The following is a 623-nucleotide window of genomic DNA, read 5'->3' on the forward strand; positions in this document are numbered from 1 at the left end:
TCTAAAGTTCTTCCATAATGAAGTCTTAAATTTTCTGCATCATTTAAACTAAATCCTACATCGGACATACAGTTAACTAATTCTTTAACTGCTGGTATATATCCACCTGGGAATATATATTTATTAATCCAAGTATTATTTCCGCCAATCTCTGTGGATGTTATACAATGAAGTAAAGATACACCCTTATCATTTAATAAATTATTTACAGATGCAAAATACTCTTTAAGGTGGTCTTGTCCAACATGTTCAAGCATTCCTACACTAACTACTTTATCGAAAGTCCTATTCTTTAGTTCCCTATAATCCACAAGTTGAACTTCAACTAGATCTTCTAATCCTTCATTTTTTATTCTTTCTTTAACTTTTTCTAATTGTTCAGCACTTAAAGTTATTCCCATAGCCTTTACTTTATATTTTTTTGCTGCTGAGGTAATAAGTTCACCCCAACCGCAGCCTATATCAAGTAAAGTTTCTCCTTCTTTTAAATTTAGCTTCTTAAGAATATGCTCTACTTTATTCTTTTGTGCCTGAATTAAAGAATCATCTTTAGACTTAAAGTAACCGCAAGAATAAGTCATAGTATCATCTAACCATAGCTTGTAAAAATCATTTCCTATATC

1 protein-coding gene is annotated in these 623 nt (G+C 30.7%); it reads right to left on the reverse strand.

Translation table 11 applies throughout. From position 1 onward, the window contains the following. Positions 1–623 (reverse strand): cyclopropane-fatty-acyl-phospholipid synthase family protein (locus CLOBL_RS27370; RefSeq protein WP_143323986.1); only part of this gene is annotated, 623 nt, incomplete at both ends.

This window comes from Clostridium sp. BL-8 (genome assembly GCF_002006495.1).
GTDB lineage: Bacteria > Bacillota > Clostridia > Clostridiales > Clostridiaceae > Clostridium.